The sequence below is a fragment of the Magnetococcales bacterium genome, from assembly GCA_015231925.1.
In the GTDB taxonomy this organism is placed as follows: domain Bacteria; phylum Pseudomonadota; class Magnetococcia; order Magnetococcales; family JADGAQ01; genus JADGAQ01.
Genome location: JADGAQ010000039.1, coordinates 1 through 26,741 on the forward strand (window position 1 = coordinate 1; position 26,741 = coordinate 26,741).

At 60.8% G+C, this 26,741-nt stretch carries 22 protein-coding genes; 16 read left to right on the plus strand and 6 right to left on the minus strand.

Annotated features, from left to right (window positions below; translation table 11 throughout):
- Positions 1-457: 457 nt before the first annotated feature.
- The 4 genes from HQL56_06475 to HQL56_06490 are packed head-to-tail and all read right to left on the minus strand — an operon-like array spanning position 458 to position 5,421.
- Positions 458-2,494 (minus strand): VC_2705 family sodium/solute symporter, encoded by a 2,037-nt coding sequence (locus HQL56_06475; GenBank protein ID MBF0309154.1) that lies wholly within the window; start codon positions 2,492-2,494, stop codon positions 458-460.
- A complete protein-coding gene (locus tag HQL56_06480) occupies positions 2,491-2,808 on the minus strand; it encodes a DUF4212 domain-containing protein (GenBank protein MBF0309155.1) in 318 nt (105 codons plus the stop codon). The genes HQL56_06475 and HQL56_06480 overlap by 4 nt, the downstream gene beginning before the upstream one ends.
- A 31-nt stretch (positions 2,809-2,839) precedes the next feature.
- Positions 2,840-3,514 carry a 3'-5' exonuclease gene (locus tag HQL56_06485; GenBank protein ID MBF0309156.1) on the minus strand — a complete coding sequence of 225 codons (675 nt, stop codon included), beginning with the start codon at positions 3,512-3,514 and terminating at the stop codon, positions 2,840-2,842.
- Positions 3,511-5,421 (minus strand): CBS domain-containing protein, encoded by a 1,911-nt coding sequence (locus tag HQL56_06490; protein ID MBF0309157.1) that lies wholly within the window; start codon positions 5,419-5,421, stop codon positions 3,511-3,513. Before HQL56_06490 ends, HQL56_06485 begins: the two co-directional genes overlap by 4 nt.
- A gap of 327 nt (positions 5,422-5,748) precedes the next feature.
- Here HQL56_06490 and HQL56_06495 point away from each other — a divergent pair, with 327 nt between their 5' ends.
- Positions 5,749-7,578, plus strand: coding sequence for a CBS domain-containing protein (locus HQL56_06495; protein MBF0309158.1), 1,830 nt, complete (start codon positions 5,749-5,751; stop codon positions 7,576-7,578).
- Positions 7,575-8,219, plus strand: coding sequence for a 3'-5' exonuclease (locus tag HQL56_06500; GenBank protein ID MBF0309159.1), 645 nt, complete (start codon positions 7,575-7,577; stop codon positions 8,217-8,219). Before HQL56_06495 ends, HQL56_06500 begins: the two co-directional genes overlap by 4 nt.
- 179 nt (positions 8,220-8,398) lie before the next feature.
- Here HQL56_06500 and HQL56_06505 read toward each other — a convergent pair whose 3' ends face one another.
- The gene (locus tag HQL56_06505; GenBank protein ID MBF0309160.1) at positions 8,399-9,679 is read right to left on the minus strand and encodes a CZB domain-containing protein; all 1,281 of its coding nucleotides are present in this window, start codon (positions 9,677-9,679) and stop codon (positions 8,399-8,401) included.
- A complete protein-coding gene (locus tag HQL56_06510) occupies positions 9,676-12,036 on the minus strand; it encodes a CZB domain-containing protein (protein MBF0309161.1) in 2,361 nt (786 codons plus the stop codon). Before HQL56_06510 ends, HQL56_06505 begins: the two co-directional genes overlap by 4 nt.
- A gap of 393 nt (positions 12,037-12,429) precedes the next feature.
- On the opposite strand from HQL56_06510, the gene HQL56_06515 reads away from it, so the two are divergent.
- From HQL56_06515 to HQL56_06580, 14 genes are all read left to right on the plus strand, one after another.
- A complete protein-coding gene (locus HQL56_06515; GenBank protein ID MBF0309162.1) occupies positions 12,430-13,794 on the plus strand; it encodes a flagellar hook-length control protein FliK in 1,365 nt (454 codons plus the stop codon).
- 283 nt (positions 13,795-14,077) lie between these two features.
- Entirely contained in the window at positions 14,078-14,740 is a 663-nt protein-coding gene (locus tag HQL56_06520) for a hypothetical protein (GenBank protein ID MBF0309163.1), read from the plus strand.
- A 77-nt stretch (positions 14,741-14,817) separates the two neighbouring features.
- A complete protein-coding gene (locus HQL56_06525; GenBank protein ID MBF0309164.1) occupies positions 14,818-16,305 on the plus strand; it encodes a flagellar hook protein FlgE in 1,488 nt (495 codons plus the stop codon).
- Positions 16,306-16,574: 269 nt separating this feature from the next.
- The gene (locus HQL56_06530) at positions 16,575-17,096 is read left to right on the plus strand and encodes a flagellar basal body-associated FliL family protein (GenBank protein ID MBF0309165.1); all 522 of its coding nucleotides are present in this window, start codon (positions 16,575-16,577) and stop codon (positions 17,094-17,096) included.
- A 21-nt stretch (positions 17,097-17,117) separates the two neighbouring features.
- Positions 17,118-18,116, plus strand: coding sequence for a flagellar motor switch protein FliM (gene fliM, locus HQL56_06535; GenBank protein MBF0309166.1), 999 nt, complete (start codon positions 17,118-17,120; stop codon positions 18,114-18,116).
- 27 nt (positions 18,117-18,143) lie between these two features.
- Positions 18,144-18,533: a flagellar motor switch protein FliN gene (gene fliN / locus HQL56_06540; protein MBF0309167.1), complete on the plus strand. Its 390-nt coding sequence runs from the start codon at positions 18,144-18,146 to the stop codon at positions 18,531-18,533.
- On the plus strand, positions 18,530-19,039 hold the full coding sequence (locus tag HQL56_06545; GenBank protein MBF0309168.1) for a flagellar biosynthetic protein FliO: 510 nt from the start codon (positions 18,530-18,532) through the stop codon (positions 19,037-19,039). The genes fliN and HQL56_06545 overlap by 4 nt, the downstream gene beginning before the upstream one ends.
- Before the next feature lie 195 nt (positions 19,040-19,234).
- Positions 19,235-19,975 (plus strand): flagellar type III secretion system pore protein FliP, encoded by a 741-nt coding sequence (gene fliP / locus HQL56_06550; protein ID MBF0309169.1) that lies wholly within the window; start codon positions 19,235-19,237, stop codon positions 19,973-19,975.
- 51 nt (positions 19,976-20,026) lie between these two features.
- Complete coding sequence (gene pheA / locus HQL56_06555) at positions 20,027-21,094, plus strand: prephenate dehydratase (GenBank protein MBF0309170.1); 1,068 nt, start codon at positions 20,027-20,029, stop codon at positions 21,092-21,094.
- A 266-nt stretch (positions 21,095-21,360) separates the two neighbouring features.
- Positions 21,361-22,257: a prephenate dehydrogenase/arogenate dehydrogenase family protein gene (locus tag HQL56_06560; protein ID MBF0309171.1), complete on the plus strand. Its 897-nt coding sequence runs from the start codon at positions 21,361-21,363 to the stop codon at positions 22,255-22,257.
- Between the two features lie 3 nt (positions 22,258-22,260).
- A complete protein-coding gene (gene aroA / locus HQL56_06565; protein ID MBF0309172.1) occupies positions 22,261-23,598 on the plus strand; it encodes a 3-phosphoshikimate 1-carboxyvinyltransferase in 1,338 nt (445 codons plus the stop codon).
- Positions 23,595-24,278, plus strand: a complete 684-nt coding sequence (locus HQL56_06570; GenBank protein ID MBF0309173.1) for a (d)CMP kinase — start codon at positions 23,595-23,597, stop codon at positions 24,276-24,278. The genes aroA and HQL56_06570 overlap by 4 nt, the downstream gene beginning before the upstream one ends.
- A 92-nt stretch (positions 24,279-24,370) precedes the next feature.
- Positions 24,371-26,158: a 30S ribosomal protein S1 gene (rpsA, locus tag HQL56_06575; protein ID MBF0309174.1), complete on the plus strand. Its 1,788-nt coding sequence runs from the start codon at positions 24,371-24,373 to the stop codon at positions 26,156-26,158.
- A gap of 85 nt (positions 26,159-26,243) precedes the next feature.
- Positions 26,244-26,531, plus strand: a complete 288-nt coding sequence (locus tag HQL56_06580; GenBank protein MBF0309175.1) for an integration host factor subunit beta — start codon at positions 26,244-26,246, stop codon at positions 26,529-26,531.
- Positions 26,532-26,741: the final 210 nt, after the last annotated feature.

A 26,741-nucleotide genomic window follows, 5' to 3' on the forward strand; every position in this document is an offset into this window, starting at 1 on the left:
GGTGAAGCGCATCCAGCCGGTGAAAGAGGTGCTGGAGGAGTTGACCCAGCCGTTGCTGCAGCAGTTGGGGGCGGCGTAAACCGGTACGAAAAAGGGTTCGAGGGGGCCTTCTCTCACCCCCTCAAACCCTTTAATTTTAATATTTTATCTTTTAAGTAGCAACAAAAGAAAATGTTCTATCTTTTAACTAATTTTTTGCCATATAAATAGAATAAAAATATATTTATTATTAAAAATCGGTTACTATACCGCATCCACTTTGGAATGCGTAATTTTTCTGTAACTATTCAGGATCCCGCGCAGCGCGATATGACGAAGTCAACGGCGAAAGGAAAAGTCCCAGGGCGCAGCCCTGGACCCGTCGGGGGGGATAATCCCCCATCTGAACAGATACAAAACAACAGACAAAGTCAAAACATTTCCTTTTTTTGATACTTAGAAGATAACATATTGAAAGTCAGAACAACCCCGGCCTTTTCAAATTCGGATAACGCACATGCTCCACCAGATCCTGCACCTCCTTGCTGGGGGCAGGCGTCAGCCAACTCACCACGATGATCGTCAGAAAACCAACCGGAACGCCGAATATCCCCGAGGCCGTGTCCTTGATGCCGAACCAGGGGGCCAGATCGAAAAAGCGCACGCCGATAAGGTAAAACAGACATATCCCCATGCCCGCCAGCATGCCCGAAATCGCGCCCCATTTGTTGGCCCGCTTCCAGAAGATGCCCAGCGTCAGCGCCGGAAAGAAGGAGGAAGCGGCAATGGAAAAGGCCCAGGCCACCATGGATAAGATATGCCCCGGTTTGAGGGAGGCCACATAAGCCGCCAAGATCGCCACCAGAAACAACAGCGCCTTGGAGATGGTCACCCGCCGCGAGGTGGAGGCGATGGGATCGAGAATCTTGAAATAGATGTCGTGGGACAAGGCATTGGCAATGGTGAGCAGCAACCCGTCCGCCGTCGACAGCGCCGCCGCCAACCCGCCCGCCGCCACCAGCCCCGAAACCACATACGGCAAGCCCGCAATCTCCGGCGTGGCCAGGACGATCACATCCGGATCCAGCGTCAACTCCGCCAACTGCAACAGCCCGTCCCCGTTGATATCCTCGATCTGCACCAGCCCCACCTTGCTCCAGGCCATGACCCAATGAGGCAACTGGTCGATGGGCGAACCCACCAGGGTGAAATAGACCGCATGCTTGGCCAATACCGCCAGGGCCGGCGCCGTGAAATAGAGCAGGAAGATGGCCACCACCGACCAGAAGACCGAAGCACGGGCTTCTTTTACACTGGGAGTGGTGTAATAGCGGGTCAGAATGTGCGGTAACGCCGCTGTTCCCACCATCAGGCAGAAGACCAGAGCCAGGAAGTTGTTGCGGGCGTTCTCCCGATCGGTCCGGGTTTCGCCCTGAAACGGCGTGGCGTGGGAAAAGGGCGCTTTGCCCTTGTTTCGGGCCACTTCCAACTCCCGGCTCCACTTCTCTTGGGCGGCTGCGCTGTTTTTCGGCAGCTCCGCCAGCGCCTCGCGGGTGCGACGCAACGCGGCGACATCGGGTGTGCCCGAAGCCTGCAGCGCCTCCAGGCGGGCGGTCAGTTGCTGACGCTCCCGGTTCAGGGAGTCGGGCAAATGGCTCAACCGCTCCTCCAGCAGGGCGGCCCGGGTGCGAAAACCCTGCAGCGCCTCCTTCTGGGCGGGATCGTTGAAGATCAGCTCTTCCTGCAGCGTGACCTCCCGCAGGGCCTGCCCATAAGCAATCTGAGGCACGGGGGCGCCGGTGATGTGGATGGATAACATAACGACCGGCACCACATAGGCGATGATGAGAATGATGTATTGCGCCACCTGGGTCCAGGTGACGGCGCGCATGCCGCCCAGAAAGGAGCAGACCAGAATGCCGGCCAGCCCGGCGAAAATACCCGTGACCAGATCGAGCCCCAGAAAACGGCTGGAAATGAGCCCCACCCCGTATATCTGAGCCACCACATAGCTGAAGGAGACCAGCACCACCGCCACCACTCCCACCACGCGGGCGAAATTGCCCTCGTAACGGGCTCCCAGAAAGTCGGGAATGGTGAACTGGCCGAATTTGCGCAGATAGGGGGCCAGATAGAGGGCCACCAGCACATAACCGCCGGTCCAGCCCATGACGTAGGCCAGCCCGTCGAAACCGGAGAAGTAGAGAGCGCCGGCCATGCCGATGAAGGAGGCGGCGCTCATCCAGTCGGCCCCGGTGGCCATGCCGTTGAAAATCGCCGGAACCCGACGCCCCGCCACATAGTATTCCACGATGTCGGTGGTGCGGCTCATGATGCCGATGCCGGCATAGAGCAGGATGGTGGTCAGCATGAAGGTGTAGCCGATCCAGGTGTGGGGCATGCCCACCTGCTCGGCTCCGGCCAGCAGCAGGACAAAGGCGATGAATCCGCCGGTGTACCAGGCGAAATAGCGTTTCAGCAGTTGAAAGTAAGAACTGCCACGGGGGGACTTCACGGATTCTCCTCCTCATCTTCCGCGACATCGTAGCGGTGGTCCATCCGGTTCATGTACCAGGCGTAGAATCCCACCAGCAGCACGTAGACGACCAGGGAGCCGAACGAGGCCAGGAAGAAACCCAGTGGAAAATCCAGGAAATAATAGTGATTCAACTCCGGAGCCAGAGCCGGGAAGATGAAGCTGAAAACGAACCAGATTCCGGTAATGAGAATGGATATGTAATTGTTGTGCCGCCAATAGACGATGTGTCGTTCGGAGATAACGATCTTGCCGATGGTGTCATGATGCTTGTAAAAGCTTGGCAGCTCCATGATAGCCTCTCCTCGAATCGTTGACGGCGGTTCACACCCTGCCGGACAGCCATCGTTGATTGCGATCCAGGGCCAGGAGATCGCCGAAATGGCGATTGCCCTGGCGCATGGCGGTGTTGAACAGGATCAGGCCGAGTTGCGCCGTGGCGAAGGCATCGCCCACGGCGTGATGTCTGCGAATATTGGCGATACCGAAAAACCGGCTCCAATCATCCAGGCTTTGCAGGCGGCGGGCCTTTTCGGGATAGAGGGCCGGGGCGATGCGGGAGAGATCCAGCCAGGGGTTGGCCAGACGGGTCTCCAGATGGAGGCGCAGGGCTTTGTCGATCATGAATTGATCAAAAGGGGCGTGAAAGGCGATCAGCGGATCGTCGCCGACGAACTCCAGGAAGCTTTGCAATGCTTCCTGCGGCGGTGTGCCCTGACACTGCATTTCGGCGCCGATGCCGTGGAAGAGGATGTTGTCCCGCGAACTGGGTTTTTCCTGGCGCAGTACCACATCGATCAGGTTGCCGCAATCGATGGAGAGGTTGCGAATGACCACGGCGCCGATGGAGAGCAGATGGTCCGAGGCGGGATCGGGTCCGGTGGTTTCCACATCCACCACCACCATGCGTCGCACGCCAAGGGGATTTTTCATCGCCTCCCGCGAGGGGGCGGGCAAGCCGCCCCGCAGTCGGTCGAGCAGGTCGCCGAGCCAGCTCATCGGGAGAATTCCATGGTCAGTCGGGTTTGCAACTTGCGGGTCTGCCGAAAGACCTCCTTTAAAATACGATAGTCCAGATCGTTGAGTTGCCGGGGTTTGACGGAGTGGCTCCAGGGCAGACCCTGTTCCTGGGCGTCCAGTTGCAACCGCAGGCGCAGCAGTTGCAGAAAATGGAAAGCGTTGCACCAGGCCTCGATATCGGAGTCGGCGATGTTCAACACCTTTCCCGCGTCGCGCAGACGGGTCACGGTATTGGTCAGGGGCACCCGGGCGGCCAGAGCCAGGATGCGGGCGCCGTCGACATAGGGCAGGGTGCCGTTGAGCTTGAGGTCGATGCCTCCCTCCGCGTCGAGGGTGAAATCGCGGAAGACCCCCAGGGGAGGACGGTTGCGCAGGGCATTCCGGGTTTTCAGGTGCAGAAACCGGGGATTGACCGCCTCCGCCGTCAACCAGCTGCGCAACTCCTCCGCCGGGGCCGGGTCGCCGTAGATGGGACGGAAATCGAAGAAGATCGAGGCGTGCAGCAGGGCATCGGGATCACTGCGTTCGATCCAGCGTTTGAAGAGAGCCTGCCATTCGCCCAGGGGCAGACACCACTTCGGATTGCCCGCCATGACCTTGCCCTGACAGAGGGGAAAGCCGCAGTAGTCCAGCTGATTGTTGATGCGCAGGGCCATGGCCGTCAGTTCGTCATAGACCTTGCGATTATCCAGGCCGAAGGGGTGATCGAAGAGGATGCCGTTGTCCTGATCGCCGCGCATGGTCAATTCGCAACGGCCTTCGCTGCCCATGGCCAGCCAGGTGAAGCGGACCTCCGGCGACAGTTCCCCCCGGTAGAGGGTGTTTTGGTGTTCCAGGTGAATGATGCGGCAGGTGAGCTGTTCGTTGAGGTTGGCGATCACCTCGGTGAGGTGTTCGGCGCCCACTCCCTGGATCAGCATGTTTTTGATCAGCCGGGTGATCTCCTTGCCCAGTTCACGCAAGGTGGCCATCTCGGTGGCGGTGCGGATATTGTCGTGCAGTTGACCCAGACTGGTGTGTTGCAGGGAGAAGCAGTCCCGTTCCGAAACCACCCCCACCAGGCGACCCTCATCCACCACCAGAAGGCGATGCAGCCCGCGCCGCGCCATGGCCAGGGTTGCTTCCCGCACCGTGGCGCTGCCGGGCAGACAGAAGGGGTGGGGGGTCATGACCTCCCGCACGGGGGTGTCCAGACTGCGTCCCGGCAGGGTGACGCGGTTGAGTACGTCCTTCAGGGTGAAGACCCCCTGAACCTGGTGCAGATCGTCCACCACCACCACGCAGCCCACGTCGGTGCGCTGCATGATGTCCAAGGCGCCGTTCAGGCTGCTCTCCAGGGGGCAGACCACGGGGGGACGCTTGATCAACTGCTGCAAGGTGGCATCCATGGAAAGGACTCCGTTCCCGGACAGAAGAAAGCGACTGCGCAGGTTGCGGAAGGAGATCTCCTGCAGATGAGCCATCGGATGGGAGCAAAAATCCCGGAAAGGCAGGCTCTTTTCCACCAGAAGCTGAAAATGCTCCACTTCCAGTTCGAACAGGAAACAATCGGTGACAGCCAGAAAATAGGTGGTGACGGGACGGTTTTCCAACAGAGCGCCGAGGGGAAAGCATTCGCCTTCCATCAACTGGGTCACGGTGGAAAAATCGCTGTTCAGGGCGGGTTGTTTTTCGTCGCTGGCCACCACACCCTGGCGGATGATGCAGAATTTGCCGACACAACCCTGTCCCGGGGTGAAAATCAGCTCGCCCTTGGCGAAATAGGAGACCTGAAGCTTGTCGACCAGAAAGGCGAGATGCTCCGCCGCCATGCCGTGGAAAGGGGCATGGCGCTGAAGTTGCAAAACCACGGACTGGGCCAACAGGGAATTGGAGGAGGTTCCCATGTAACGCTATCCTTGTCCGGATCTCGCGGGCGGGAAGGTGACGGAAAGCGCCTATTGTGGATGAAAACCACTCGCTATGGCAACAGGGAATTGCCTTGAACGGGCGACTGCCCTAAATTGATCTCTTTCCAGGTAAGGGTCTGTCACAAAATAACGGTGACGGATTGCGCCGGATTTTGGTTCGTCCGCGAGGCGGCAAAAGGGGCGCATAGGTCAATATGTAACCCTTTTGCCAACGCTGAGGACGGGCCAAAAGGCAAGCGATATGTTACAGTGAGTTCGTGACAGACCCTAAGGTCGAGGAGGCATTCCGGTCAGCGGCACACCATGAACATTCACAACCGGAAGGAATTCATTGCCGCCATTCGTCCCTTCGACCGCATCTCCGATGCGGAGCTGGAGCGTGTGCTGGCCTCTCTGGATATCCAGTTCTTTCCCGAATCACGTTATTTGATGAAGGCCGGAGAGGTTCCCAGCCATTTCTACATTCTTTTCAAGGGCATCGTGCGGGAGGAGGAGACCGACAGCATCGTGGCCTATTATGGCCCCGGAGATGTCTTCGATGCCGGTTCGCTCATTTCGGGGGTCTGCCGTCACGACTTCATCGTGGCCGAAGAGGTTCTCTGCTACTCCCTGGAACGCTCGATCTTTCTCGACCTGGCCCGGGGCAACCGCGCCTTTCAGGATTATTACTTCCAGAATCTGACCCAGAAGGTGGAGGAGCTGCGGGATATCAGCGGCTACCGGGATTTCAATTTCCTGGTGACCGAGCCGGTGGAGAGCGTCGATCTGCATCCGGCGGTGACCATCGATGGCGGGGAGGCCATCCACCGCGCGGCGCTGCTGATGAAGGAGCACCGGGTGGATGCTCTGCTGGTGCGTTTGGGAAGCGACCGCATCGGCATGGTGACCGGCACCCACATCCGGGATGCGGTGGCGGGGGAGTGTCTCGATCCCATGACGCCGGTGGAGCGTATCGCCGAACGACAGGTGATCAGCGTGGCCCGGGACGAGTTGTTGTTCGATGCGCTGTTGATGATGACGCGGCATCGGGTCAACCGTCTGCTCATCGAGCAGGGGGGGGATCCGGTCGGTTTCCTGGAACTGGTGGACTTGTTGGGCTTTTGGTCCAACCAGTCCCACCTGGTGGGGGAGCGCATCGAGCATGCCCAGACCCTGGCCGATCTGAAAGAGGCGGTGGAACGGCTGCCCTACGCCATCCAGACCCTGTTTCTCAAGGGGGTCAAGGTGCGTTTCGTCACCCGTTTGATGCGGGAGCTGAACCGACGCCTGCTGACCAAGCTCTTTTCCCTGCTGGCTCCTGCCGAACTGATCGAAAACAGCGTGCTGGTGGTGATGGGCAGCGAAGGTCGCGGGGAGCAACTGGTCAAGACGGATCAGGACAACGCACTGATTTTAAGGGATGGCTTCGTTTTCCCGGGATTGGAGGACTTCCGTCGGGAGTTTGCCGAGGCCATGGCCTATCTCGACATTCCACCCTGTCCCGGCAAGATCATGTTGTCGGAGGAGGGGTGGTGCGGCTCTGCCCAGTCGTTTCGCGATCGCCTCGCGGAATGGATTCAGAATCGCGATGCCGCCAGTCTGTTGAATCTGGCCATCTTCTACGATGCCACGCCCTCCGCCGGAGATGGGCGCTTGTTGCAGCAGGTGAAGAAGTATCTGCTTGCCACTCTGCCGGATGATCGGGTCTTCTATGCCCATTTCGCCAAGCCGGCGGTCTCCTTCGATACGCCGTTGAGTCTCTTTTCCCAGTTCGTTCTGGAGAAGAAGGGCTCCGTCGAGGCGCTGGATATCAAGAAAGGGGGCGTTTTCCCCATTGTGCACGGCATTCGCAGCCTGGCGCTGGAAAAGCGTTTGCGAGAGGTCAATACCGGCAAACGGATTATGGCGTTGGCTCATCTGGGGGTATTCGACGCCACGTTCGCCGAGGATCTGATCGAGGCTTTCGATTTTCTCTCCGGCATTCGTTTTCAGACCATGCTGGAACGGGGAGGCTCCGCCTTGTCCGATCAGAATCTGGTGGATCCGGGACAATGCACCACCTCGCAACGCGAACTGCTGAAGGAGTCCTTTCGCACCGTGGCGCGATTGAAAAAGCTGGTGGTGCAACATTTCCGTCTCAACCTGCTGGCATGAGCACCCTGCAACGGTGGTTGCGCACCTGGCGCATGCGCAACCTGCACGACCCGTCCCAGGCCTTTTTGTTCGATCCCCCGCCGGACGATCAGATCATCTGTCTGGATCTGGAGACCACCGGGCTTGATCCGTCCAAGGCGGAGATTCTCTCCATCGGGGCGGTTCCGGTCTGCGGCGAGCGTATCGTACTCAGCCGTTCGTTGTGTCTGCTGGTCAAACCGGAGTGGGGCATCGATCCGGAGACCATCAAAATCCACGGTTTGCGACCCAAGGATGTGGAAAACGGTCTGCCGGTGGAGGAGGCGATTCGCTGTCTGACCCGCTACATCGGCAGCCGGCCCCTGATGGGCTATTTCCTGGAGTTCGACCTGGCCATGCTGGACAAGTATCTGCAACCCATGGCGGGTATTCGTCTGCCCAACCCGCGCATCGAGGTTTCCGGGCTCTATTACGACCACAAAATCGATCAGTCCATGGCCACCCACAATATCGACCTGAGTTTCGAGGCGATTTGCCGGGATCTGGATATTCCCCTGCACGATCCGCACGATGCCCTGGGGGATGCCATCATGACGGCCATGATGTATATCCGGCTGAATTTTTCCGGTCCCCCGAAACGGCGCAGTCAGGGCTGGATTTAGGGCGTGTTGACATTTGCCGGATTTTGGTTCCCGGCAAGGCGCAAGACGGTGAGGAAGCGGAGTGTAGCTCGCCTACATGAGCATTCCGAACCGGATTGCAACGCCGCCGGGGACCAAAAGATGGTGAATGTCAACACGCCCTGGAGAGGATCATCCGTTCAGCTTCCGGAAGGGTGGGGTTATTTCACGATATTGAGCAGGTCACCCGACAATTCGAGATAGCCGATCAGATCGAGGCGGTAGCGTTGCAGGTTGTCCAGCAGGCGTCGCGCGTTGTCTAACTGATGTTCGCGTACCAGGGCCACCATGATGGCGCCCGTGGCGTGCAGGTTGCGGTGCAGGGTATCGATCTTTTCCAGAACCGGACCGTGGCGCTGCAGCTTGAAAGGATCGTCCATGACGGCGTCGATGCGGGCTCCCGTGGGGCAGGAGGTGTGCAGCAGCACCCGGTCGATGGAGGTATCGGTGGGGGAGTCGACGAAGGCGCAGATGCGGGCTTCCCAGGCTTTCAATCCGGCGATGGCCTCTTGCAGGGCCAGGGGTTTCGGCGCCGGTGGCAGAAAAGCCGGGGGTGGGCCTTCTTCCCGGGCCACCGCCTGAAACGTGGTGTGAATCTGGCTGACCAACTGACGGCTGATGGTTTGCAGATTGGCGATCTTTTGCCGGGTGAAGCGGTTCAGTTGCTCCAACTCTCCGGGTGAGACGCCGCGTCCGCGCAGGGAGGAGGCGACGGCGGCATCGATGGCCACGGTGGCGTGAAAATGTTTGTGCAGCCGGTCCATCTCCTGGACGGCCGGCAGTTGCCGCCAGGGCCAGAGGTCGCCGTTCTGCCGGGAAAAGGCCTGTCCCAGGCGACAGCGGCGATAATTGCCCGCCTCCTCGATACGCTCCCAGACCGTGGCGCCTCGTTCCAGTACGCCGTCCAGATAGCTTTCGAACTGGCCGAGCCACTCCAGATGAGCCTGCACGAAAAAGTTTTTCCGCTCTTCGAGTTTGTATCCCTGAAACGCGGCTTTGGGCAACAGGCGGTGTATCTCTTCCATGTGGCTTTTCAGCAGGTTCAGGCTGTTCTGCCAGGCTTGGCGGGCGGATTCCTTCTCCTGTTTGCCAAGACCGGTCAACAGGTTGCGAACGTTGTTGCAGAGTTGGCGATGGTTGTCGGCCAGGGTTGGAGGGGGTGGGCAGGTCAGCAGCCGGGACCAGGAAATGGTGGCGGGGAAGCGGATCAGGCGGTTGTCGTCCACCAGGGAGAGAATCGCAGCCTCCCGGTTCGATGTCAGCACCCGTTGCAGGATTTCATACCAGCGCAACAGGTGATCCAGCCGTTCCAGGGGATACAAAAACAGCTCCGGTTCCGGAAAGGTGGGAACCGGGAAAGGGGCTTGAACGGGCTTCAGCGCGGCATAAACCCCCATTTCGGCCCAGGGATCGGTGGGTGCGGCTAACGGGGGAGTGATCATTTTCCGGCCTCCAGATACAGCTCGTCCATCCGGTCGAAGAGTTGGTCCTTGATGCCGCTGAATTCGTCCATCTTCTTTTCCGCTGCGGCGATATGGCCGTCGGCGACCTGTTTCACCGTCTCCCGCGCCACCTCGTGTACCCGGAGGTGGATTTCGCCGACCTGCCGGAAGATGGGCATGGTCCCGAAACGTTCACTGCCTTCGCTGTAATACCACTTGCCGAAGTCGCATTCGCGTCCGCTGGCCACCTGTTCCGGGCGCAGATCGCTGCGACCGCGGATGACGTTTTCCAGCTTGCCCAGCCATTTGAGGTGGGCCCCCTTGATCTTTTCCACGGCGAAGGGTTCGGGAGAGACGGTGAGATCCTGGACCGAGGCCTTCAGCTTGCGACCGGGCACGGCGATGGAGCCGATCAGCAGAGAGGTGTGATGGATGGCGCCGTTGACCAGGGTGGAGGTATGGAAGATCTCCCGCACCTTCTGATTGGCGCTGGAGGTGGCCGCCGCCGCCTCGTCGGCGGAGAGGGAGACGTTTTGCGCCGTGGCGTGAATCCGTTCGCTCTGCTGGGCCAGAGTGGTGGCGGATCGGGAGGCTTCGCCGGCGGACCGGGCCACATCCACCGCGCCGTTGGCCGCTTCCAGGGCGGAGCGGGCGATGTCGCTGGCGGCCAGGTTCAACTCCTGGGCGTTGCGGGTCACTTCGCCGGCGGCCTGGGCCACTTCGTTCATGGAACGGGCGATCTTGCCGATGGAATCTGCCTGTTCATCCACGGCTTCGACGATATCGGTATTGGTCTGGCTGAGGCGGGCGATGCTTTCGGTGATCTCCCGGTTGGCGTCCGCCACTTCGCGGGTGTTGCCTTGAATCTCCTGAATTTTGGCGGCGATCATGCGGGTGGCGTCACCGATCTGGCGGGCCAGGGCTTTGACTTCGTTGGCCACCACGGCGAAGCCGCGTCCCGCTTCACCGGCCCCCGCCGCTTCGATGGAGGCGTTCAGAGCCAGCATATTGGTTTGGGAGGCGATGTTGTTGATAACCCCCAGAACCTGATCGATCTCCCGGGCCGAGCGGGCCAGGCGATCCATGGTGGCGTGGGTGCCCTGGGCCTTTTCGTTGGCCAGGTGGGATTCCTGGTACGCCTGTTGGCAGCGTTGCCTCACCTGCTCCAGGGAGGCGGTGACCACACCGATGGAGGAGGCCACCTGGGTCACCGAATCATCCACCTGGGAGAGGCTCTGGTTGACTCCGGCGATATTGGCGGTGATCTCCTCGGCGGCGGAGGCCATGGTGTTGATGTTGCAACTGGCCTGCTCCGCGCCCGAGGCGATGGTGGTGATGTTGGTGGAGAGATGTTCCGTGGCGCTGGAGATGGTGCCCACCTGATCGCTGGTCAGGCGGATGGCCTCCCGGATGGCGCTGACCTGTTGTTCCACCCGCTCATGGTCCCGGGCGGTCTCTTCCGCCAGGCGGACGTTGCGCATGGAGTCGTCGGAGAGACCGTTGCGCACCTCCATGAGGTCGTTGATGCAGGCGGCCATGGAGTGGGCTTGCAGAAAGACCTGGCGGATGATGGTGCCGAATCGGGTGGTCATCTGGTTGATGTCCTGGATGATTTCGCCGATCTCGTCCAGGGGTTCCGGAGGGGAGTCGATGTGGTGCGTCAGATCCCCGCCGGAGATGCGGTCGATGGCCCGGTGCAACCGGGACAGGGGCTGCTGCATGATGCGTCGCAGCACCAGCAGGATCACCCCGATCAGTACCGGAATGGCAATGGCCACAGCCACCAGGGACAAGGTTTTGGCGGTACGCAGTTTGGCTTCGCTGGCGGCCTGGGAGAGGGTCAACTGGAAAACGCCCCGGATCGGATGATCGGCGCCGTGGCACTGGTGGCAGGGTTCCCGGTTGAGCAGGGGTGACAGAATGGTCATGCGACCGGCTCCGTCGGGGCCGGTGGTGGAGAGGAAGAGCTCCTTTTTGTCTCGCAGGGCTTGTTGAAAGGCCTCTTTAAACAGGGGATCCAGGGTGTTTCCCGTTGTCGTGCCCTGAAAGGCTTCGCTGCCGTCGATGCGGAAGATGCGCAGGGTTTCCAGACCGCTCACCTCTTTCAGGCGGTTCATGTAATCCTGGGCGATGGGGGCCTGTCCGGCCAGCATGATGGCTTGCAGCCCCTTGCCGACGGTTTCGGCGATGCGTTCCATGGTGAGGTGATTCTCTTCCCGCAGGCTGGCATCCAGGTGGCCGGTGAGGATTGAACCCAGGGCGAGAAGCAGGATGCTGCCGAGCAGGCTGGTGAAAAAGAGGATCTTCCGGCTAACGGAGCGTCGGATGAAGGCGATCAGTCTGAAAGATGTGTTCATGCATGAATCGGAGTTGGATAACGCGGTAAATCGCGCAGGATAACCTTAAAAGATTTCTCAGAGTGGGCTTGATACCGCCTGGCTGGGAAATGTTGTGTCAAAATATGTTGACCATCATGTCATTGAATTATACCCATTTTACCATCATGGGCAATGGATTTTCTTTTTGTATGAAATTTCCGAACCGGTACACAGGTCCGCTCCACGGTTCGGCGGAACAAGGGGATCTCGTTTCGGTCCCGTCCGGGCAATATTTGCCTGTTTCGGTCCCGATGAACGGATTCCGGATGGGGTTGTTTCGATATGATCATGCAAAATCAATATGTTGATGATTTGGCACGGGCTTTGAGTTCCCTCTTGGCAGAATGCGATTCCCCTCTTCAGGAGATGCCCATGACTGCCTGGCCCGATGTTTCCGCTCTGCGTCACGCCGCAGCTTCGACCGCCCCCGTTCGGAGTGCGCCGACGGCCTCGGCCCCTGCCCCTGCCATGGGCGCCACTCCTTTCGATTCGCTGTTGGGTATGGCCCTGCAGGGCAGTGGTTCCCGTCCGGGTGTTCCGGCCCACGAGGCGGAGCTGCCGATACGGGAACAACCCCGTCAGGCCGAGCGGCAGATTATGCCCCACAAGGAAAAGCCGCTGCAGAAAGCCCGTCGCAATACCCCGGAGCGGGAGCCGGAGACGTCGTGCCCCGCGACCGCAGCCGGGTCGGAGCAAAAGACCACCGCCCGTGCCGACACCGCTCCCGCGGATCATCGGCCCGACTCCGCCGAGCGTGGTGGTTCAGCCGGGGAGTCTGCCGACTCTCCGGCTGCCCTTGAGGGCGATGGTGAAAAGGTGACGCTTGAGGAGACGGCGGACGGCGTGGCAGGTCAGCCGCAGGCGGTGGCGGTTCCGGAAGAGGCGGTGCGCCTCGCTCCGGGGCTCCTGCCCTGGCAGGCCCTTCAGGGCCAGGCGGAAGATCCCGTCGCAGAGGTGGCGGCGGCTCCGGATGGCCGGGTCGAAGTGGACCGGATGTCCTTCTTTTCCTGGCGGCAGGAAGATGCCCCCGCAGGCGGGGAGGTGGACTGGATGACGATGGTGACCGGCAAGCCTCCGGTGGGAGAGGCGGTCGACTTCCGGAACGCGCTTTCGTCGATGCCGGCGCTTCCGGAGGCGGTTGCAGCTCCGGGAATGGTGCGTGGCCCGGTGTTTTCCGGCAACACGGATACCACGGAGTCCGCCCTGCTGAAGCTGGACGGAGCCGGCGCCCTGAGCGGGCAGGAGCGTTTGGCGGCGCTGGCGTCCGCCAAACCCGTGGCGGCCCGGAGCCCGGTTTTCGGGGCGGAATTGGCGGAGCAGATCGGCAAAATGCGGGTGGTCTCCCGTCCGGGCGGGGTGGAGCAGGTGCGCATCATCCTGGACCCCAAGGATCTCGGCGAGTTGGAGGTCAATGTGCGCATGGACCGCAAGGGCGTCATCAACGTGACCATCGTGGCCGAAACCGAGGCGGCCCGGGAGGCGATCAACCGCAACATGGCCCAGTTGCGGGATGCCATGTCCCGACAGCAGCTCCATTTCGGCGAGGTCAACGTCCAGGTGGGTACCCAGGACCGGCGCGATCCGGGTGCGGGTGGCGCCGATCGGGAGGCCTGGTCGGGGTTGCAGGCGAGGTCCGATGCCGACACGGACAAACATGTGGCCGCCGCCGAACCGGCGGGTGTGACGGGTCGTCCGCGCCGCATGGTGCCCGGTGAGGGGCTGAGCCTGATGGCCTGAGGTTGGACGGTGTGAACAGGGTCAAGCGCCCGGAGGATTCTCCGGGCGTTTTGCCGTTTCGGGTGGGGGAGGGGCAAAATTTGCCCCGTTCCGGAAAAAAGCGACCATCCTTCGGCATGCCGCCTGGTTCGGTAAGGGGACATGACGGGGAATTTATTGTAAAAAACGTGCAATAACAGTATGTTAATCTGTTATGCAAACATGGCACGAAGATTGTTACAAAAAGGGTTAATGTTTCGGCGCATTCGACCGACAGCCCCAACCGGTAACAAGAGAGAAGAGCATGGCCACCAGCGCACCCATCCAGTCCGTCCCCAAGTATGATCCGAACGCGACCAAATTCGCCAAGCCCAAGGACGCCAAAGAGCTGCAGGCCGATTTTCTCAAGATGTTGACGGCGCAGTTGCAATATCAGGATCCCATGGAGCCGATGCAGAATACCGAGTTCACCAGCCAGTTGGCCCAGTTCTCCAGTCTGTCGGAGCAGCAACGGGGCAATACCCTGCTGGAACAGCTTCTGGGCGCCAAAACGACGGACCAGATGAATCAGGGGGTTGGCTATATCGGGCGGCAGGTGGTGACGGAAGGCAACCGGATGCAGGTTTCCGGAGGCGTCGGCGATCTGGCCTTCGACCTCGACAAGGCGGCCACCCTGGAGATGGATATTTTGGACGAAAACGGCAGCCTGGTGCGCTCCGTGGCAGCCCAGAAGTTCGCCGCCGGAGAGCAGTCGCTGAAAGTGGGCACCCTGGCAGGCGATCTGGCCATGGCCGATGGTTCGTACACCTTCAAGATTCGCGTGGTGGATGGCAGCGACGCCAAGGCGACCACGTTGAGCAAGGGGGTGGTCAGCGGGGTCATCAAGGGTACGGATGGCGTGTCCCTGGAGGTCAACGGCAAATCCGTCGCCTTCGACAAGATTCGCCGGGTGGAATTGACGGCCTGAGTGAAGCCTGCCGCTTCGCACGGGTGTCCATAACGATAAAAACGTAAGAAATCGATCCAGAAACGGGAGACTGTCCGATGTCTATCATGCAAGCCATGCATGCCGGTTCCAGTGCGCTGACCAACTATGGAAACGCCATGACGGTGATCGGGAACAACCTGGCCAACGCCAACACCACGGGCTTCAAGAACAGCCGCTCCACCTTTGAGGATGTGTTGATCCAGACCGTCGGCACCAACGGTACCGGTGGGGCCATGCAGATGGGGACGGGCGTCGGTTTGGCGGCGGTTGACCAGAACATGAATCAGGGTTCCTTGACGAGTTCTTCCAACGTCACCGATCTGGCCATCGACGGCAAAGGCTTCTTCGAAGTGCGCGATCCCAAGCCTGGCGCGGCTCTGGCGGGGGGCGTTTCCGGAGTGACGGGATCCAAACAGGCCATTTTTTACACCCGGGCCGGGGATTTCCTGCAGGATGAGACGGGCAAGCTGGTGACCAACAACGGGTTGGTGCTGCAGGGTTGGGAGCTGGATATCGACGGTGTGCGCAGCGGCAAGACCGGGGATGTCAATCTGGCCACCTACCAGACCTCCTCGCCCAAGCCGACCACCAAGGTGGATGTCGGACTCAACCTGGACGCCAACGAGGCGGTGATCACCGACGCGGCCCACGCCACCTACGATCCCACGGATCCGGCCAGCTACAACCACTCCACCACGGTGCGGGTCTACGATTCCATGGGGCAGGGCCACAACGTGGAGCTGCAGTTCAAGAAGACCGGCAGCAATACCTGGGAGTGGCACGCGGTGGCGCCCAGCACGGAGCTGGCCACAGCCCATCGCACTGCGGGCAAGACCTTGACGGCGGTGGATACGACTGCCGGAAACGTGGCCACGGCGGCGGGCACCTACACGGCGGGCACCCTGGTTTTCAACAACATGGGACAGCTTGATACCGAAGGGTCGACGCCGATCAAGTTCAACTTCCTCTCCGGAGACAATACGGCGGCTCCCCAGGAGATTCTGTTCAATTTCGGCGCTGCCAAGACCAACGACTCGACCAACGACTACACCATGACCAAAAGCACCGATCTGCTCTATCAGACGGGTGCCGCAACGGCGGATACCGGCAACTCCGGCATCGACGGCACGGTGCAGCTCGCGACGGACTTCGCCACCTTGAAGTTGAGCCAGAACGGTTATTCCACGGGTTATCTCGATACCCTCTCCATCGGCTCCGACGGGCGGGTGGTGGGCAGCTATACCAACGGTCAGACCCGTCCCCTCTACCAGATTGCGCTGGTGGACTTCGACAACGAGCAGGGTCTCTCCCAGGTGGGGTCGAATCTCTTCGCTGAAACCCGCGAGTCGGGCCTGCCCCGCATCGGGGAGCCCAACAGCGGCCGCCTGGGCAAGGTGAGCAGCTATACCCTGGAACAGTCCAATGTGGACATGTCGGGTGAATTCGTCACCATGATCACGGTGCAGCGCGCCTTCCAGGCCAACTCGCGCATTGTTTCCGTGACCGATGGCATGCTGGAGGAGTTGATCTCCCTCAAGCGGTAAACGCGGCGCGAATGCCGTATCCGGAAACGGGCCGGGATGACCGGCCCGTTTTTTTTGCCCCAAGGGTGCGGTATGGTGATAATATTGCACAATAATTGCAAAGTAGGCTTCAGGGTGACTTGCGTGGCTTGGCGAAGCAGAGGAACAAGGCCCTTTATTTAGCTATTTCTCTTTATAATACAATGCGTTGCCTGTGTTTATCCCCTGTCTGACGGAGGTATGACACAGGCGCCATCCGGGAATGGACTCTTGAGGCGGGAGAGATTGGCATGGCCGAGGATGTGGAGCAGCAGGAAGGTGAACCGAGTGGTGGCGGCGGCAGTGGCGGGATCGTCAAAATCCTGATCCTGGTGGTGCCTGCGCTGTTGATCGGCTTGGGAGGCGGTTTCTTCGTCGGCAAGAAGGTGGCTGACAAGAAGGCGGTCGAAACCGAGGTCAAGGATCCCCACGCCAAGGAGGAGACGGACAAGAAGAATCCGGCGGAGCTGGTTGGGGAGATGGTCAAGCTGGAACCCTTCGTGGTCAATCTGAACGAGCCCCGGGGCAACCGCTACCTCAAGACCACCATCCAGCTGGAGCTGGAAGGCCCCGCCCTGAAAGAGGAGTTGACCCGGCGCGCCCCTCAGGTACAGGACATCGTGCTGGCGCTGTTGACCTCCAAGACCACCCAGGAGCTGCAATCCCTGGAAGGCAAGTTTCGCTTGCGGGAGGAGCTGTTGTCCCGCATCAATGCCCTTCTGGTCAACGGATCGATCAAACGGGTCTACTTCACCGAGTTCGTGATCCAATAAGGGGCGCGGGGTTACCGGGCGATGTCACAGATTCTCTCCACGGAAGAGATCGATGCCCTGATGGCGGGGCTGGAAGAGGGATCCATCAACCTCGACGAGATCGACGAGGATATTCCCGCTTCCACCGAAAAGGAAAAGAAGGCCACCGCCTTCCGGCTGGGTCAGAAGACGGTCATTCGGGCCGGGGCGTTGCCCGGCCTGGAGCTGATCAACGAACATCTGGCTTCGCAGCTCTCCTTCAAGATGTCCCAGAAGGTGGGCCGGGAGGTGCAGATTCAGCCAAAGGCCACCATCAACCAGGTTTTCGGTCGTTTTCTGCACGGCCTTGATCCGCCGATCTTCATCAACATCCTGCGGGTGGAACCCTCCCAGTCGATGGCCCTGTTGAGCATCGACGGCGAGGTGATGTACGGCATTCTGGAGGGGTTCTTCGGAGGCAGCGGCGAATCGCAGCGGCCCTTCCGCAACTTCTCTCCCTTCGAGATGAAGGTGATCGACCGCATCATGGATGTGGCCCGGGAGCAGATCGAACTCTCCTGGAACAAGCTGGATCCCTCGTTTCGCCTGGTGGTGACCCGCTGGGAGAATCAGCCGCAGTTCGCGGCGGTCATGCCGTTGGATGAAAACGTCTTTCTGATCACCTTCGCCGTCGCCCTGGGCGATACCGAAGGGACGCTGACCATCTGTTTCCCGGCGTTGATCCTGGAACTCTTCAAGCAGCAGTTGAAGGTGGGCTTCCAGCAGAAGGAGGCCATCGAAGGCACCTCCACCTGGCGCGAGGCGCTGATCCACGAGCTCAATCTGGTGCCGGTCAAGGTGGTGCCCATCGTTTCCACCATGCAGATGTCGGTGCGGGATATGCTGGCCCTGAAGGAAGGGGATGAGATCCTGCTCAACACGGACATGTCCGAGGAGATGCCCATTTCGGTGGGGGGATTGATCAAGTTCATGGGTGTGGCAGGGGTGCTCAACGACAAACGGGCGGTGCAGATCACCCGCATCGTGAAGGAAGAGGAGTGAGTCATGGCGAACATGGGTGGAGGCATGATGGACGACGACGATCTGGATCTGGCCCTGGACGATTTGCCGAAGACTCCCCGGCGCGGGGGATTGGCGGACAGTTTGGGCATCGATTTCGAACAGCTTGCGGGCAACAAGCCCAGTGCGCCGGAAATGCCGAAAAACCTCGAACTGCTCATGGACGTGCCGCTGGATGTGTCGGTGCGGCTGGGCGAGGTGCGCATGCAGATTCGGGATCTGCTGAAGCTCAACAAGGGCTCGCTGGTGGAGTTGGAAAAAGAGGCGGACGATCCTTTGGAGATCTACGTCAACGATCGCCTGCTGGCCTATGGTGAGGTGGTGATCATCAAGGACAAGCTGGGTATTCGCATCACCGACATCGTCTCCCTGGCGGAGAGGTTGGAGCATCTGCGTTGAGGCAGCTCCTTTTCCGGCTTTGCCTGATCGGGGGGGTGGCCTTTTCACCCCTGACCGGTTTGGCCGGAGAGGAGAGCGCGGCAGCGGTGGCCGTGCCGTCCGAGGTGCCGGAGTCATCCGCGCCGGTTGCGGAACCGCCGGTCACGCCGGTTGCGGAAGCGTCGCTGGCGGTTGTTGCGCCTCCGGAGCGGCCCGTCGCCGCCGATCCGGGCATCGACCTGATGGCGGAGGCGGTGAAGGTTTCGGGCTTTCTGCTGGTTTTTCTGGTGTTGGCTTTGGGGGCGACCCGTCTGGCCAAACGCTGGCAGCCTCAATCCGGGCTTAACGCCACGGTGGAAGTTCTGGGTGGGCGCAATCTGGGGGCCGGGGTCGGGGTGCGCGTGGTGCGCGTCGGTTCCCGGGCCTGGCTGGTGGGCGTGACCCGGGAGCGGGTTTCCCTGCTGGCGGAGGTGACCGGGGAGATTCCCCCGGCGCAGAGTTCTCCATCCGGTCTGCAGGCAGGCTGAACAGACGGGAATCCGGGGGGATAATTCCCCCGGACTCCCGTATTCACGTCGTCGTTTTACCGAATTTTAGCCAAACTGCACGGCAGGTCTTGCCACAAACGACATCTCACCGCACCATAAAGGGAGCTGAAAAAGGACTGGCTCCAGGGATGGTGGTGCGAGACGGTGAGCGCAAAGCGACCGACAAAAAAATGGCTGCTGGTGGCACTCGGTGCCGCGGGTGTCGCGCTGTGGGCCTGGCAGGCCCAGGCGGCGGGCAATTTCGTGTTGCCTCAGGTCACCCTGAGTACCGGAAAGGCCGAACCGGCTCAGGTGGGCACCGCCCTCCAGATCATGGCCTTGATGACCATCTTCTCCCTGGCCCCGAGCCTGCTGGTGATGGTCACCTCCTTCACCCGCGTCATGGTGGTCATGTCCTTCGTGCGCCAGGCCATGGGCCTCCAGGGACAACCCCCCAACCAGGTACTCATCGCCCTCTCCCTCTTCGTCACCTTCTTCGTCATGGGACCGGTCTTCGACCGCATGTACGATGATGCCATCCAGCCCTACCTGAACAAGAAGATCAACGAAGAACAGGCCTGGGACAAAGCCGTGGCCCCCCTGCGCCAGTTCATGCTGCGCCAGACCCGGGAAAAGGATCTGGCCCTCTTCATGCGCCTTTCCGGCGTGCAGAAGATGCAAAGCGCCCAGGAAGTGCCCACCCGCCTGCTGATTCCGGCGTTCATGGTTTCCGAACTGAAAACCGCTTTTCAGATCGGCTTCATGGTTTACCTCCCGTTTCTCATCGTGGATATGGTCGTGGCCAGCGTGGTCATGTCCATGGGTATGATGATGCTGCCGCCACTGGTCATCTCCATGCCGGTAAAACTGATATTGTTCGTGTTGGTGGATGGCTGGTCCCTGGTGATCGGTTCTCTGGTACAGTCGTTCCGTTGACAAGGGGGAGAGGTGGACGAGGAAAAGGCTTTATCGCCGGGAGCGGGGGATCTGCAGGCCTTGCGGGAGGGCATCGATGGCATCGATGACCGCATTCAGGATCTGCTGGTGCAGCGAGCCGAGCTGGTGCTGGCCGTGGGGGCGTTGAAGGAGCGTCGTCGGGATGCGCCTTTCTATCGCCCGGACCGGGAGGCGCGCATTCATCGCCGTCTGGAGGCCCGGCATCGGGGGCCTTTGCCGGTGGCGGCGCTGCACCGCATCTACCGGGAGATCATCTCGGCCTCTCTCAATCTCGAAAAGCCCTTGACCATCAGCTACCTGGGACCGGAAGCCGGTTTCACCCATCAGGCTTCCATCAAGCAGTTCGGTTCGTCGGCCACGTTGCAGGAGGTGTGGAGCATCGACGAGGTGTTCCATGAGGTGGAGATCGGACGGGCCAATTACGGGGTGGTGCCGGTGGAAAACTCCACCGAAGGCATGGTCACCTATACGCTGGACCGGTTTTCCGACTCGTCGCTGCGCATTTGCGGGGAGGTGCTGCTGCCGGTGGTGCATCATCTGCTTTCACGGGAGGCGCATCTCGACACCGTGGAGCGGCTTTATGGTCATCACCGGGCTTTGTTGCAGTGTCGCCGCTGGATCGACCGCCATCTGCCCAAGGTTGCGGTCAACGAGGTGAACTCCACGGCCAAAGCGCTGGAGAAGGCGCGGGACGAGAAGCGGAGTGCCGCCATCGGTGGGGAGTACGGGGCCGACAGTTACGGTTTGGAGGTGTTGGCGGAGCATGTGGAGGATTTCGCCGACATGGAGAACCGGTTTCTGGTGATCGGCCGGCAGGATCCGGAACCGACGGGGCAGGATCAGACCAGTTTGATGTTTTCGTTTCGGGATCATCCGGGATTTTTGCATCAGGTATTGGGAATTTTCGCGCAGCGGGGGGTTAATTTGACGCGCATCGAGTCGCGTCCTTCCCGACGGCGGGCGTGGGATTACAATTTCTTTGTGGATTTGGAGGGCCATTTCGAGGATGTGGCCATTGCGGACGCTTTGACGGCGTTGACGCTGGTGCCGGGGGTGTCCACGCGGGTTTTGGGTTCGTATCCGCGTCCGGCGTTGTAGGGACGTTGCCGTTCAATATGTTATCTTTTAAGTATCAAAAAAGGAAATGTTCTATCCTTTGACTTTTGTGCCTTGACCGAATTGCAATACTTTTTAGAATATTCAGGAAATATCCTGGTAGAAGAGACAACGGAAAAGTCAACGGACAGAACATTTTCTTTTTTTGATTTCTAAAAGATAAATATTGAACGTCAAAATATTTTAAAGTATAGCTTTGCAAGCTTCCTCATGAAAAAACACTGACTCATCGGTACGGAGAGTTTTCCTTGTCGTTTTTCATCAAGAAATTGGCCATAGTCGGCGTCGGGCTCATCGGCGGCTCCCTGGCTCAGGCCCTGCGCAGTCGCGATCTGGTAGGTCAAATCAGCGGCGTGGCCCGCACCACCCGCACCCTGGAAATCGCCCGGGAGATGGGTGTCATCGACGAAGGCAGCCTGGACGCCCGGGAAATGGTGCGGGACGCCACCCTGGTGGTGGTCTGCACCCCGGTGCGCGCCATCGTTCCCTCGGTGCGGGAATTCGCCGATTGCCTCTCCCCCGGCGCCGTGGTCACCGACGTGGGCAGCGTCAAAGGCGCCGTGGTGCAAGGCTGCGAAGAGGCCCTGCCCAAAGAGATCCACTTCGTGGGCGGACACCCCATCGCCGGACGGGAACGGGCCGGCGTCGAAGCCTCCTTTCCCTCCCTGTTCGAAGGCAGCCGCACCATCCTGACCCCGACACGACGCACCTCCCCCCAGGCCCTGGAACTGGTGCGCCTGGTCTGGGAAGCCACCGGCTCCCTGGTGGAAACCATGGATGCCGCCCACCACGACCGGGTGCTGGCCGCCACCAGCCATCTGCCCCACCTGATGGCCTACAACGTGGTGCATACCCTGGCCGACCTGGAAGAAGATCTGCGGGCCGAAGTGTTTCGCTACGCCGCCGGCGGTTTCCGGGACTTCACCCGCATCGCCTCCTCCGACCCGGTGATGTGGCGGGATATCTGCCTGGAAAACCGCACCGCCATCCTGGAGATCCTGGGACGCTTCAAGGAAAATCTGGAAGGCATCATGAACGGTGTGGCCGAAGGCAACGGCGACGGACTGGAAGCCCTCTTCGCCCGATCCAAACAGACCCGGGACCGGGTGCTTCTGGAACACAAGGGCTTGCGGGGAGGCAAATAGGGCATGGACAAGGCAACCACGGGTCGCATCCTGACCACCCGGAAAAGCGGGGCGTTGCGCGGTATGGCACGCCTGCCCGGAGACAAGTCGATCTCCCATCGCGCCGTGATTCTGGGCAGTCTGGCCCGGGGCATCACCCGGGTGGAAAATCTGCTGGAAGGCGAAGATGTCCTGGCTACCGCCGCCGCCTTCCGACGCATGGGCGTGGTCATGAACCGGCCCGCGCCGGGCCGCTGGGAGATCCACGGCGTGGGCCTGCAGGGACTGGCGGAACCCGATGACGTTCTCGATATGGGCAACTCCGGAACGGCCATGCGTCTGCTGACGGGCGTTCTGGCCAGCCAGCCCTTCTTTTCGGTGCTGACCGGCGATTCCAGTCTGCGCCGCCGTCCCATGAGACGGGTGGTGCAACCCCTGTTGAGCATGGGTGCGCAGATTTCGGGCCGAGGCGGCGGCGATCTGGCGCCGCTGGCCATCCGGGGCACCGACCTGGTGCCGCTGGAATACCGCTCGCCCGTGGCTTCCGCCCAGGTGAAATCGGCCATCCTGCTGGCCGGACTCAATACCCCCGGCGAAACGGTGGTTACGGAACCCGCCCTCTCCCGGGACCATACCGAACGCATGCTCAACGGCTTCGGCGGCAAAGTGGAACGGGACGGTCTGACCGTGCGCGTCATGGGCTGGACCGACCTGACCGCCTGCGAGCTGGAAGTGCCGGGGGATATCTCCTCGGCGGCATTCCCCCTGGTCGCGGCCATTCTGGTGCCGGGTTCGGAGGTGGAGCTGCGGCACGTCGGCGTCAATCCCACCCGTACCGGTCTGCTGACCATTCTGGAACTCATGGGTGCGGGCATCGAACAACGCAACCCGCGCCTGCTGGGCGGGGAGCCGGTGGCGGACCTGCTGGTACGTCACGCGGCGTTGCGGGGTATCGAGGTGCCGCCGGAACTGGTGCCCGCCGCCATCGACGAATTTCCGGTGCTGTGCGTGGCTGCGGCGCTGGCGGAAGGGCAAACCCGCATCCGGGGCGCCGAAGAGCTTCGGGTCAAGGAGAGCGACCGCATCGCCGCCATGGCCGAAGGCCTGCGCCGCCTGGAGGTTTCGGTCGAGGAGCTGCCCGACGGGTTGATCATCCAGGGCCGGCCCCAGGGTCTGCAGGGCGACTGCCGCATCGATTCGGCCACGGACCACCGCATCGCCATGAGCTTCCTGGTGGCCGGACTGGTGGCCGACAAAGGCCTCGCCGTCACCCGCTGCGAAAACATCGCCACCTCCTTTCCCGGCTTCGTGCCCCTGATGACGGGCCTGGGGGCCGTTTTCGACCCGGAGGTGGCGGCATGAGCCGCCTGGTCATCGCCGTGGACGGCCCCGCCGGCGCGGGAAAAGGCAGCGTCTGCCGGGCCGTGGCGCACCACTTCGGCTTCGACTACCTCGACACCGGCACCCTCTACCGCGCCGTGGCCCTGCTGATGCTGGAACGGAACTGGCCGGAAGAGGAGAGTCTGCTGGCCGAAGCGGCCAGCCACCTCGACTTCCGCTTCGAATCCCGCAATGCGGACGAATTTCGCGCTTTTCTGGAAGGCCGGGATGTCAGCGATAACTTAAGAGAAGAGCGCGTCGGCGAAGCCGCCTCACGGGTGGCCGCCATGCCCGCCGTGCGACAGGCGCTGTTGACCTTCCAACGCCACTACGGCGGGGAACGGGACCTGATCCTGGACGGTCGCGATGTGGGTACCGTGGTCTTTCCGGAGGCGCCTCTGAAGGTCTTTCTGACCGCTTCTCTGGAAGCGCGTGCGGAAAGACGGGCTTTGGAGTTGCAAGAACGGGGAGAAACTGCTAGCCTTTCGGGGGTTTATGCTCGGATGGCGGCGCGGGATGCCCGGGATTCGGGACGGTCCCATGCCCCGTTGCTTCCTGCGGCGGACGCCGTGGTGGTGGATACCACCCTGCTCACCCGGGAGCAAAGCATTCTTCAGGTCGTCAAGCTTGTCCAGGCGCTACGGCATGAGACGGGCCGGTAGTCGCTTCACGGCCTCTGCATCGACGTATTTGGCCTGTTTTCAGTTTTGATTGGCAGGATCGGCAAAACCCCCGTTGTGTCGATCCGCGACGAATGGGATCCCATGACCCATGGCGTCACACCAGAACGGGGAGCATTTGTTTCAGGGAGTCTATCAACGTGGCACCAGAATCGATTCAGACACACGACATCATGGATGAGGACTTCACCTCTTTGCTGGAGGAATCCTACGGCAAGGGTGAGGGCAAGGAAGGCCAGGTGGTTACCGGCACCATCATCCAGCAGGAAGGGGAAGAGTTCATCATCGACGTGGGTCTGAAGTCCGAGGGACGTCTGCCCGTGCGGGAGTTTTTTGACGCCCAGGGCAAGCTGACCATCGGCGTGGGTGACCGGGTGGACGTCTTCGTGGAGCGTTGCGAGGATCAGCACGGTCAGGCCCAGCTCTCCCGCGAGAAGGCCAAGCGGGAAGAGGCCTGGCAGAAACTGGAAGAGGCTTTCGGAGCCGGCAAGACCGTTCGTGGCCGCATCATGGGCAAGGTCAAGGGCGGCTACACCGTGGACATCAATTCTCTGGCCGCCTTCCTGCCCGGTTCCCAGGTGGATGTGCGTCCGGTGCATGACATCTCCCGTCTGCAGGATGAGGAGCAACCCTTCGAGATCCTCAAGATGGATCGCCGTCGGGGCAATATCGTGGTTTCCCGTCGCGCCGTGGTGGAAAAGCAGCGCGAGGATGCCCGCAAGGCCCTGCTGGAGACCCTGCACGAGGGCATGATCCTCGACGGCGTGGTGAAGAACATCACCGATTACGGCGCGTTCGTGGACCTGGGTGGTCTCGACGGTCTGTTGCACATCACCGATATGTCCTGGAAGCGGGTCAAGCACCCCTCCAGCGTGGTGGGTGTCGGCGACACCGTTTCCGTGCAGGTGATCAAGTTCAACTCCGAGACGCAGCGCATCTCGCTGGGCATGAAGCAGTTGATGACCGACCCCTGGGCCGGCATCTCCGCCAAGTATCCCCAGGGCGCGCGTTTCCGTGGCGTGGTGACCAACATCACCGACTACGGCGCCTTCGTGGAGCTGGAGCCGGGTGTGGAAGGTCTGGCCCATGTCTCCGAGCTGACCTGGACCAAGAAGAATCTGCATCCCTCCAAGCTGCTTCAGGTGGGCACGGAAGTGGATGTGATGATTCTGGATGTGGACGCCGAGCGGCGCCGCATCTCCCTGGGTCTCAAGCAGTGCATGGAGAACCCCTGGGAAACCTTCGCCGGCAAGCATCCGGTGGGTTCGGCGGTGCGGGGCGAGATCAAGAACATCACCGAATTCGGCCTCTTCGTGGGATTGGAAGGGGATATCGACGGTCTGGTGCATCTTTCGGACATCTCCTGGGAGCCCAATGTGGGCGAGGAGATCCTCAAGGAGTATCAACGCGGCCAGGAAGTGGAAGCCGTGGTCCTCTCCCTGGATCCCGACAAGGAGCGCATCTCCCTGGGCCTGAAGCAGGTTCAGCCCGACGACTGGAGCCAGTGGGCCGATGCCCATCCCAAGGGCACCACGGTTCCGGGTGTGGTCAAGGAGATCCTCAGCTCCGGCGTGGTGGTCAGCCTCGGTGGCGCGGTGGAAGGTCTCATCCGCAAGGCGGAGCTTTCCCAGGACGCCAAGGATGGGGAGAACATCCTCAAGCCGGGTGATGCCGTGGATGCCAAGATCACTCAGGTCGATCGTCAAAAGCGCAAGATCACCCTGTCGGTGAAGGCGCTGGAGATTGAGCAGGAGAAGCAGGTTCTCAAGGAGTACACCCAGGATAAGGGCACCGCCACCAGCAGCTTCGGCGAAGCGTTGAGCCAGGCTTTGGGCAAGGTCACCCTGTCCGACAACGGTTGATTTCAGTCCGCCCCCGCGTTTTCCTCGGAAGGCGCGGGGGTTTTCCTTGTGCGGCGCGAGCCGCTGCCATGAGGGCGTTGCTTCCATGACCAAATCCGAAATGATCGATGTCCTGGCCCAGCGCAAGAATCTCTCCCGCAAAGAGGCCGAAACGGCCATGAACACGGTGCTGGACGAGATCGGCAATGCGTTGGTTCGCGGTGACCGGGTGGAATTGCGCGGTTTTGGCAGTTTCAGCGTCAAGGCGCGTCCCCACCGCGAAGGCCGCAACCCCAAAACCGGGGAGGTGGTGCAGGTGGATGAGAAACGAGTGCCTTTCTTCAAGGCGGGCAAAGAGTTGCGCCTGCGTGTCGACGGCAAAATGGTGGGGTGATGCGGATCCCCGCCGGAACCGGAATTCCGGTTCCGGCGGGGTTGTTTTGACTTTCAATATGTTATCTTTTAAGTATCAAAAAAAGAAAATGTTCTGTCCTTTGACTTTATCTGTTTATACATTTTTTGTAACTATTCAGGATCCCGTGCAGCGCAATATGACGAAGTCAACGGCGAAAGGAAAAGTCCCAGGGGTGCCCCCTGGACCCCA

Coding starts and splice junctions, on each gene's coding strand:
- HQL56_06525 (MBF0309164.1), top strand. CDS start 14,818: ATGTCTATCATGCAAGCCATGCATGCCGGTTCCAGTGCGCTGACCAAC.
- HQL56_06495 (MBF0309158.1), top strand. CDS start 5,749: ATGAACATTCACAACCGGAAGGAATTCATTGCCGCCATTCGTCCCTTC.
- rpsA (MBF0309174.1), top strand. CDS start 24,371: ATGGGATCCCATGACCCATGGCGTCACACCAGAACGGGGAGCATTTGT.
- fliN (MBF0309167.1), top strand. CDS start 18,144: ATGGACGACGACGATCTGGATCTGGCCCTGGACGATTTGCCGAAGACT.
- HQL56_06505 (MBF0309160.1), bottom strand. CDS start 9,679: ATGATCACTCCCCCGTTAGCCGCACCCACCGATCCCTGGGCCGAAATG.
- HQL56_06500 (MBF0309159.1), top strand. CDS start 7,575: ATGAGCACCCTGCAACGGTGGTTGCGCACCTGGCGCATGCGCAACCTG.
- HQL56_06530 (MBF0309165.1), top strand. CDS start 16,575: ATGGCCGAGGATGTGGAGCAGCAGGAAGGTGAACCGAGTGGTGGCGGC.
- HQL56_06485 (MBF0309156.1), bottom strand. CDS start 3,514: ATGAGCTGGCTCGGCGACCTGCTCGACCGACTGCGGGGCGGCTTGCCC.
- HQL56_06580 (MBF0309175.1), top strand. CDS start 26,244: ATGACCAAATCCGAAATGATCGATGTCCTGGCCCAGCGCAAGAATCTC.
- HQL56_06520 (MBF0309163.1), top strand. CDS start 14,078: ATGGCCACCAGCGCACCCATCCAGTCCGTCCCCAAGTATGATCCGAAC.
- aroA (MBF0309172.1), top strand. CDS start 22,261: ATGGACAAGGCAACCACGGGTCGCATCCTGACCACCCGGAAAAGCGGG.
- HQL56_06490 (MBF0309157.1), bottom strand. CDS start 5,421: ATGGGAACCTCCTCCAATTCCCTGTTGGCCCAGTCCGTGGTTTTGCAA.
- HQL56_06480 (MBF0309155.1), bottom strand. CDS start 2,808: ATGGAGCTGCCAAGCTTTTACAAGCATCATGACACCATCGGCAAGATC.
- HQL56_06515 (MBF0309162.1), top strand. CDS start 12,430: ATGACTGCCTGGCCCGATGTTTCCGCTCTGCGTCACGCCGCAGCTTCG.
- HQL56_06570 (MBF0309173.1), top strand. CDS start 23,595: ATGAGCCGCCTGGTCATCGCCGTGGACGGCCCCGCCGGCGCGGGAAAA.
- HQL56_06510 (MBF0309161.1), bottom strand. CDS start 12,036: ATGAACACATCTTTCAGACTGATCGCCTTCATCCGACGCTCCGTTAGC.
- fliM (MBF0309166.1), top strand. CDS start 17,118: ATGTCACAGATTCTCTCCACGGAAGAGATCGATGCCCTGATGGCGGGG.